This window comes from Pseudomonas sp. AP42, from assembly GCF_001728935.1.
GTDB classification, from domain to species: Bacteria; Pseudomonadota; Gammaproteobacteria; order Pseudomonadales; family Pseudomonadaceae; genus Aquipseudomonas; species Aquipseudomonas lactis.
In genome coordinates, this window is record NZ_LYSO01000080.1 from 21,810 (window position 1) to 27,876 (window position 6,067).

General features: G+C 61.0%; 5 protein-coding genes and 1 riboswitch. Of the genes, 1 reads left to right on the plus strand and 4 read right to left on the minus strand.

What is annotated here, in order from left to right; all coding sequences use genetic code 11:
• Nucleotides 1–53 precede the first annotated feature (53 nt).
• Nucleotides 54–476 carry a chemotaxis protein CheY gene (locus A7K61_RS22215; RefSeq protein WP_069558386.1) on the plus strand — a complete coding sequence of 141 codons (423 nt, stop codon included), beginning with the start codon at nucleotides 54–56 and terminating at the stop codon, nucleotides 474–476.
• Between the two features lie 133 nt (nucleotides 477–609).
• On the opposite strand, the gene A7K61_RS22220 is transcribed toward A7K61_RS22215, so the two are convergent.
• From A7K61_RS22220 to A7K61_RS22235, 4 genes are all read right to left on the minus strand, one after another.
• Nucleotides 610–1,527: an ABC transporter substrate-binding protein gene (locus A7K61_RS22220; protein WP_069558387.1), complete on the minus strand. Its 918-nt coding sequence runs from the start codon at nucleotides 1,525–1,527 to the stop codon at nucleotides 610–612.
• Nucleotides 1,524–1,883 carry a ferredoxin gene (locus A7K61_RS22225; RefSeq protein WP_069558388.1) on the minus strand — a complete coding sequence of 120 codons (360 nt, stop codon included), beginning with the start codon at nucleotides 1,881–1,883 and terminating at the stop codon, nucleotides 1,524–1,526. Before A7K61_RS22225 ends, A7K61_RS22220 begins: the two co-directional genes overlap by 4 nt.
• Complete coding sequence (locus tag A7K61_RS22230) at nucleotides 1,883–3,805, minus strand: TonB-dependent siderophore receptor (RefSeq protein ID WP_069558389.1); 1,923 nt, start codon at nucleotides 3,803–3,805, stop codon at nucleotides 1,883–1,885. Before A7K61_RS22230 ends, A7K61_RS22225 begins: the two co-directional genes overlap by 1 nt.
• 90 nt (nucleotides 3,806–3,895) lie before the next feature.
• A riboswitch (cobalamin riboswitch) is annotated at nucleotides 3,896–4,102 on the minus strand.
• Between the two features lie 63 nt (nucleotides 4,103–4,165).
• Nucleotides 4,166–5,245 (minus strand): 3-deoxy-7-phosphoheptulonate synthase, encoded by a 1,080-nt coding sequence (locus tag A7K61_RS22235; protein WP_069558390.1) that lies wholly within the window; start codon nucleotides 5,243–5,245, stop codon nucleotides 4,166–4,168.
• Nucleotides 5,246–6,067 lie beyond the last annotated feature (822 nt).

Below are 6,067 nucleotides of genomic sequence, written 5' to 3' on the forward strand. Positions count from 1 at the left end.
GTCTGGAAAATGGGCAGCGCTCACTGCCGAGCACTGCCTGCCAGGGGTTTGCCATGCCGAACAAAGCACTGACCATCCTGATTGCCGATGAACAGCATCTGCAACGCCTGTACATCGAGAAAATGCTCAACCGGTTGGGCTATTACCGGATCGTGCCGGTGCAAACGTTCGAAGAGGTGCGGATTCTTACCGCCATTCCTGCCGAACCCTTCGATGTGCTGATAATCCATGCCGGGCTCATGGCCCAAGGCTATGAACCTCAGCCTCAGGTGCGTCATGTGCTGGTCTACGAACATCTGGACCTGGGCGCCCCGTGCGGTGTAACGCCGGCCGTGCGGGTGCGCCTGCCGGGCGTGCCGGACCACGTCAACCTCGAACACTTCATGGACATCGTCGACCCCTGCGAGACTGCCCACGGCCTGCGGGTGTTACCGTGGTTGCGGGAGTTGTCTCGCATGCCAGTGGCCCGGGCCTAGTCCACAGCCATTGCTTGTAGGAGCGAGCTTGCTCGCGAAAAACTCGCGGGCGTCGCGTTTATTCAGGATGCGCCCATTAACGTTGACGTTTTTCGCGAGCAAGCTCGCTCCTACAAGAGGGCGCTTTAAGGGGTTACTGTATGCCGCGAAATTTGCGCGCCAGTTCGAGCGCCACCTTGCCGCTGTCGGCGCCGGGTACTAAATGGGTAAACGGAATATCGATCATCCGGTTCTCACGCACCGCTCGCAGCGTCGATAGCACCGGGTCGGTGGTCAACAATTGGCGCTTGCGGCTGGCGGGGGACCAGAGGGCGTCGGCCAATAGAATGATGTCAGGGTCTTTTGTCAGCAAAGTTTCGCTGTTCACGGTCACCCGCGAAAGAGGTGCATCAGCCAGCACGTTACGGCCCCCCGATGCCGCCAGCAGGGCGGTGACAAACCCTCGTTGACCTTCACTGGCGAGGCCGTTGACCTCACTGTCCAAGTAAAATACCGATACCGGTTGGGCGTTGTCAGCCAATGCCTGGGCGTGTTGCAAGTCGGCGTCCAGTGCGTCGCTCAGGGCCTGGGCGCGTTGCGATTTGTGCAGCAGGGCGCCAAGGGTGAGCAGGTCCTGGCGGATGTGCTCGAAGTAATCCAGGTTGTGCCCGGCGCACGCGGACTCCAGCAGGTAGGACGCCACGCCGTTATCGGCCAGGCCAGTGCGTGAGCTCACACCCTTGCCGAACGCGCTGGCGAAACCGCCCACCACCAAGTCGGGGCGCTGTGCATACAGCACCTCGCTGGAGGGATATTGGGCGGCAATCACCGGCACTTCGAAATACCGGCCCTGTCGATGCGCGTGGTCGCTGTCGTCCAGATAGGCCACGCCCACCATTGAAGGCCTGGCATCCAGCGCCAGCAAGAGGTCGGCCGCGTGTTGATTGAGGGCGACGATGCGCGAGGGTGGCGCGTGTGGCAGTGCCCAGGCCTGGGCGCAATTGGTGTAATTGTCTGCCAGCACCGGTGTTGCGCAGAGCGGGGCAATCAAGCATACGCACCACATTTTCATGCGCGCTCCTTGAGCAGTAGATCGTCAACCACGTCACCGCCTGCCAGGTGCATATCCACCAGGCGTATCACATCCGCCTTGCTGTGCACGCCGTACCAGCAGCGCTGCGGGTAAACCGTGAGCACCGGCCCGAGGTTGCAGGGGAACTGGCAATGGGTGCGGGTCAGCAGCACGCCGTCGGGCACTTCGATGCGTTGCAGCTCCAGCAACCGGCGGCGTAGGGTTTTCCACAGTTGCAAGGCTCCACGCTGGGTGCAGCGCGGGCCGGTGCACAGGAACACATGGTGGCTGTGGTCAGGAATTCGCTGCCAGTCGGGGTGGGTGTCGACCCCGTCGATTGGCGTGATGTCAGCCATCAGAAGCGATACCTGTAACGCACCTCTGCGGTGAAGGGGCGGCCGAGGTTGTCGACGTTGTTGGCGCGACTGGTGACGTAGTCGCGGTCGAAGAGGTTTTCCACCAGCAGGCTCAAACGATGCCGATGGGCACTGTCCAGATAGCGATAGGCGTCGGCGTCCACCACAGAATAATGACCGTACTCAACCTGCTTGGCGCTGATGACGTCGTGGATATAACGCAGGGCCGCGCCTGCCCCCCACAAGCGGTTTTGCGATTCAAAACCGATACGTGAGCGGGCGAAAAAGCTTGGTATATCGTTGAGTGTAACGCCGGCGCGGGATTCGGTCAGGTTGCGGGTCATGTCGGCCTGCACGCTCCATTGGTCATTGAGTGTCAACCTGGCGTCGGCCTCGAAACCGCGCATTTGGATCTGGCCCTGACCATTGACCCACTGCACATCGTCCAGAGTGATCAGATCGGTGATCTTGCGTCTGAACAAGGTGACGCTGGCGCTGAAGTCGCGTTCCGCAAGCTGCCCTGTGTAATCAAGGCCCAGCTCGGAGTTGCGGCTTTTCTCCGGCTTGAGATGGCGGTTGCCCTGTTCGTCCGCTTCGTTGACGAACAGCTGTTCGGCATTGGGCAGCTTGTAGGCGGTGCCGTATTGGCCGCGCAAGGCCCAGTGATCGTTGAGGTTGTAGAGGGAGGTGAGCATGCCGACGGTGGCACTGTCACCGCCGCTCATGGCTTCGTGACGTACGCCGATGCTGGGGTGCCAGTCGGGCAGGGCGTCGATCTGCGGGCGCAGTTGGCTATACAGCGCGTGGGCCTGGGCTTTGTTGTCGTCGATCACCAGCACATCGTCCTGGCCCTTGAACCATTGGTTGTCGCTGCCGACGATCACTACATGGCCGCCTGGCAACTCAGCTTTGCCTTCGGCTTGCACGCCCCAATCGGTGAAGCCCCAGTAGTCGTCATGGTTGATCACCTGGGTACCGCCGCCGTCGAGGTTGTTGACGCGGGTGTAGCGAGTGTCCCAATCGTTGATGTGACCCTTGACGAAGTAACTCAGGCGTTCGTTGAGGCTCTGCTCGAACGTGGCCGTGGCGATTTGCTGTACACGGTCGTTGGTGGTTTTGTGGGAGGCTACCGGACGGGCGAAATCCAGGTTGGCGTCGGCGTATTGGTAGAACAGTTCCAGGCGCGAATCATCGCCAAAAGATTGAACGGCCTTGGTACCGAAGGTAGTGACTTCGTAAGAGCGTTTCTTGTCCGTGACATTTTTCATATCGCGATTGCGAAACGGCTGGTAGCCCTCGGACGCATTGCGGCTGACGTAGGCCAACACGCCCAGATCGCCCCAGCCGTTGCTGAAAATCTTCTCGACCCGTGCGTCACCCGTGGTGCCGCCGAAGGTGTCGAGGCCCATATTCACTTCGCCGGCAGCCGCCCAGGTCTGCGGGCTGCGAGTCACGATGTTGATCACGCCCGATACCGCCTGGGTGCCGAACAGCAGGCTCTGGCCGCCCTTGAGCACTTCGATGCGTTCAATGGCATTGGCCGGCAGGGTGTCGAGGTACAGGCCACCGTACAGGCGGTTGTTCAAGCGCACGCCATCGAGCAGGATCAGGGTGTCATCGTTGCGCCCGCCGAGCAGGGAATAGGTGCCATAGTCGAACGGGCCGTTCTTCGGCGCCACGTATAGCCCGGGAATGAACATTTGCATCACCCGAGACACGTCGGCTGAAGGGCCGGCCCGCTCGATCTGTTCGCGGCTGACCACGTTGACGTTGCTGCCGTACTGGGCCATGGCCGCAACCGTGCCGGACTCTACTGAGGGCGCCGAGACGATTTGCGGGTTGAGCACCAAGGGAGTGTTGTCAGCCAGCAGCAACGGGCTGAACAGGCAACTGACCAAGGGAGTGAATGAATGTCGGATCATAGTCTTCTCGAAAGTATCTTCGCAGAAGCACGCAAGAGAAGGCATCGAGCACACGCCAATACCGGCCCATGCCCGCCCACCGCAGGAGTTTGCCAAACAGAAATTCCAGGCCGGTCTCCGGGCTCATGCGTATGGATACCTTCACCTTCCCATGGCGCGAGGGCCACAGTGGTGTGTCGAAGGGATCACGCATCTACCGTTGCGGGGGCAGCACCGGACTTGCTCAATATGAGCGTACCGGTTTCCCGTTTCACCCCAAGCACGGCGGCAGGGGGCACCTGAAACAGGCGGGCATCTGAACACTCGTACATGCGCTCGTCAACTGTCCCGCCCTCTCCCAGGTTTTTTGATTCCCACCGATCAGTCGGCTTTGCCGTGTTCCCGCAACCGCTCAGCGGCACTGCGCAACAACTGCTCGGTCCCGTCCCAACCCAGGCAACCATCGGTCACCGAAACGCCGTATTTCATCGACGCGCTCAGCGGCTGGCAGCCTTCGAACAGGTGACTTTCAAGCATCATGCCGACCAGCGAGGTATCACCTTGCAAGCGCTGCTCCAGCACGTCATTGAATACCGCCGGTTGGCGCAGCGGGTTCTTGCCGCTGTTGGCATGGCTGCAGTCGACCATGATCCGCGCCGCCACTTTGGACTTGGCCAGGTCATGCTTTACATCGGCCACGCTTTGCGCATCGTAGTTCGGCCCACGGTGGCCGCCGCGCAGCACCAAGTGGGTGTCGGGGTTGCCGGGCGTCTGGATGATCGCCGGGTGGCCCTGGCTGTCGACGCCGAAATGGCGATGCGGGTGAGACGCTGAGCGCATCGCATCGCAGGCAATGGCGACGCCGCCGTCGGTGCCGTTCTTGAAGCCCACGGGCATGCCCAGGCCGCTGGCCATTTCGCGGTGAATCTGCGATTCGGTGGTGCGTGCGCCAATGGCGACCCACGTGAGCACGTCATCGAAGTAGCCGGCGGCCATGGGTTGCAGCAACTCAGTGGCGACCGGCAGGCCCAGGCGCAGCATTTCACGCATCAGCTCGCGGGACAGGGTCAGGCCGGTGGCCATGTCATCGCTGCCGTCCAGGTGCGGATCGTAGGCCAGGCCTTTCCAACCCACCGTGGTGCGCGGTTTCTCGACGTAGGCACGGATCACCAGCAGCATCTGGTCGCTGACTTCAAGCGCGAGCTTCTTCAGATTGCGCGCGTATTCCATGGCCGATTCCGGGTCGTGGATCGAGCACGGGCCGACAATCACCAGCAAGCGTGAATCTTCACCATTGAGGATGGCGCGCACGGCTTGGCGATGGGCGTGGACTTGTTCGTTGAGGAACGGGCTGAGCGGGAGTTGATGCTTGAGCTCAAGGGAGCTGGGCAAACGCTGGGTCAGGGCTTCATTGGCACTGTTGAGGGTAGAGACGGGCAAAGCGGCGACGGAGGAGTTCATATTCAAGGCTTCCTGGGCAAGCGGCGGGCGATTCCCGCACGCTTGGCCTACTGGGGTGTTCGACAATTGGCCGTATCGGCTACGTGTGTTGGCTTGCCACCACGGGGTGACCGGTCGGAGGCGGCAGGCTGTCCCGAACGGAGCTGGCTAAATCGCCATGCAGTGCAAGTGTCGTAGCGGTAATAGGTGGTGAAGTTCATGGCGTGATTCCTTTAAGTGATCGTGAGCAAACAGGTTGTTAGGCGCTGAAAAAACAAAACCCCCGGTCGGGGAGCCGACCGGGGGTTTAGATTTCTCTGGTAGGCGACCCCTTGAGTAGTGGGCGCCGATTTCAGGTATCAGGCGCGCCAGTGGCTAAACCAATACCCAAAATAAAAGCCGGCCAGTGCGCTCGAACCGTTCACACGGGTAGCCGACACCGAGCGCAAGGCGCTGGCAGCAGGGCAAACCTGAGTGTGGGTGAGTGGCAACATGGGGCTCTCCAAATGATGGGGGGAGCTTACTAGAGGCGTGCAGGTGGATTCAATCAGTAATTTCTATTGTGTGGCAGTCCTTACCGCTATGGGCAACGCTGGACCTGTGGCGAGGGAGCTTGCTCCCGTGACGGACTGACAGGCGACGCTGATCTAGCTGACGCACCGCGATCCAAATGTGGGAGCTGGCTTGCCTGCGATAGCGGCCTGGCAGCCGACGCCTATCTACCTGACACCCCAACGATTCCACTGTGGGAGCGGGCTTGCTCGCGAAGGCGGCCTGGCAGTCGACACAGTTGGATTGTGTGCATATCCATTGCTGCGGTAACGGCTACTTAGGGTTCCGCCC

Coding starts and splice junctions, on each gene's coding strand:
- A7K61_RS22225 (WP_069558388.1), bottom strand. CDS start 1,883: ATGGCTGACATCACGCCAATCGACGGGGTCGACACCCACCCCGACTGG.
- A7K61_RS22230 (WP_069558389.1), bottom strand. CDS start 3,805: ATGATCCGACATTCATTCACTCCCTTGGTCAGTTGCCTGTTCAGCCCG.
- A7K61_RS22235 (WP_069558390.1), bottom strand. CDS start 5,245: ATGAACTCCTCCGTCGCCGCTTTGCCCGTCTCTACCCTCAACAGTGCC.
- A7K61_RS22215 (WP_069558386.1), top strand. CDS start 54: ATGCCGAACAAAGCACTGACCATCCTGATTGCCGATGAACAGCATCTG.
- A7K61_RS22220 (WP_069558387.1), bottom strand. CDS start 1,527: ATGAAAATGTGGTGCGTATGCTTGATTGCCCCGCTCTGCGCAACACCG.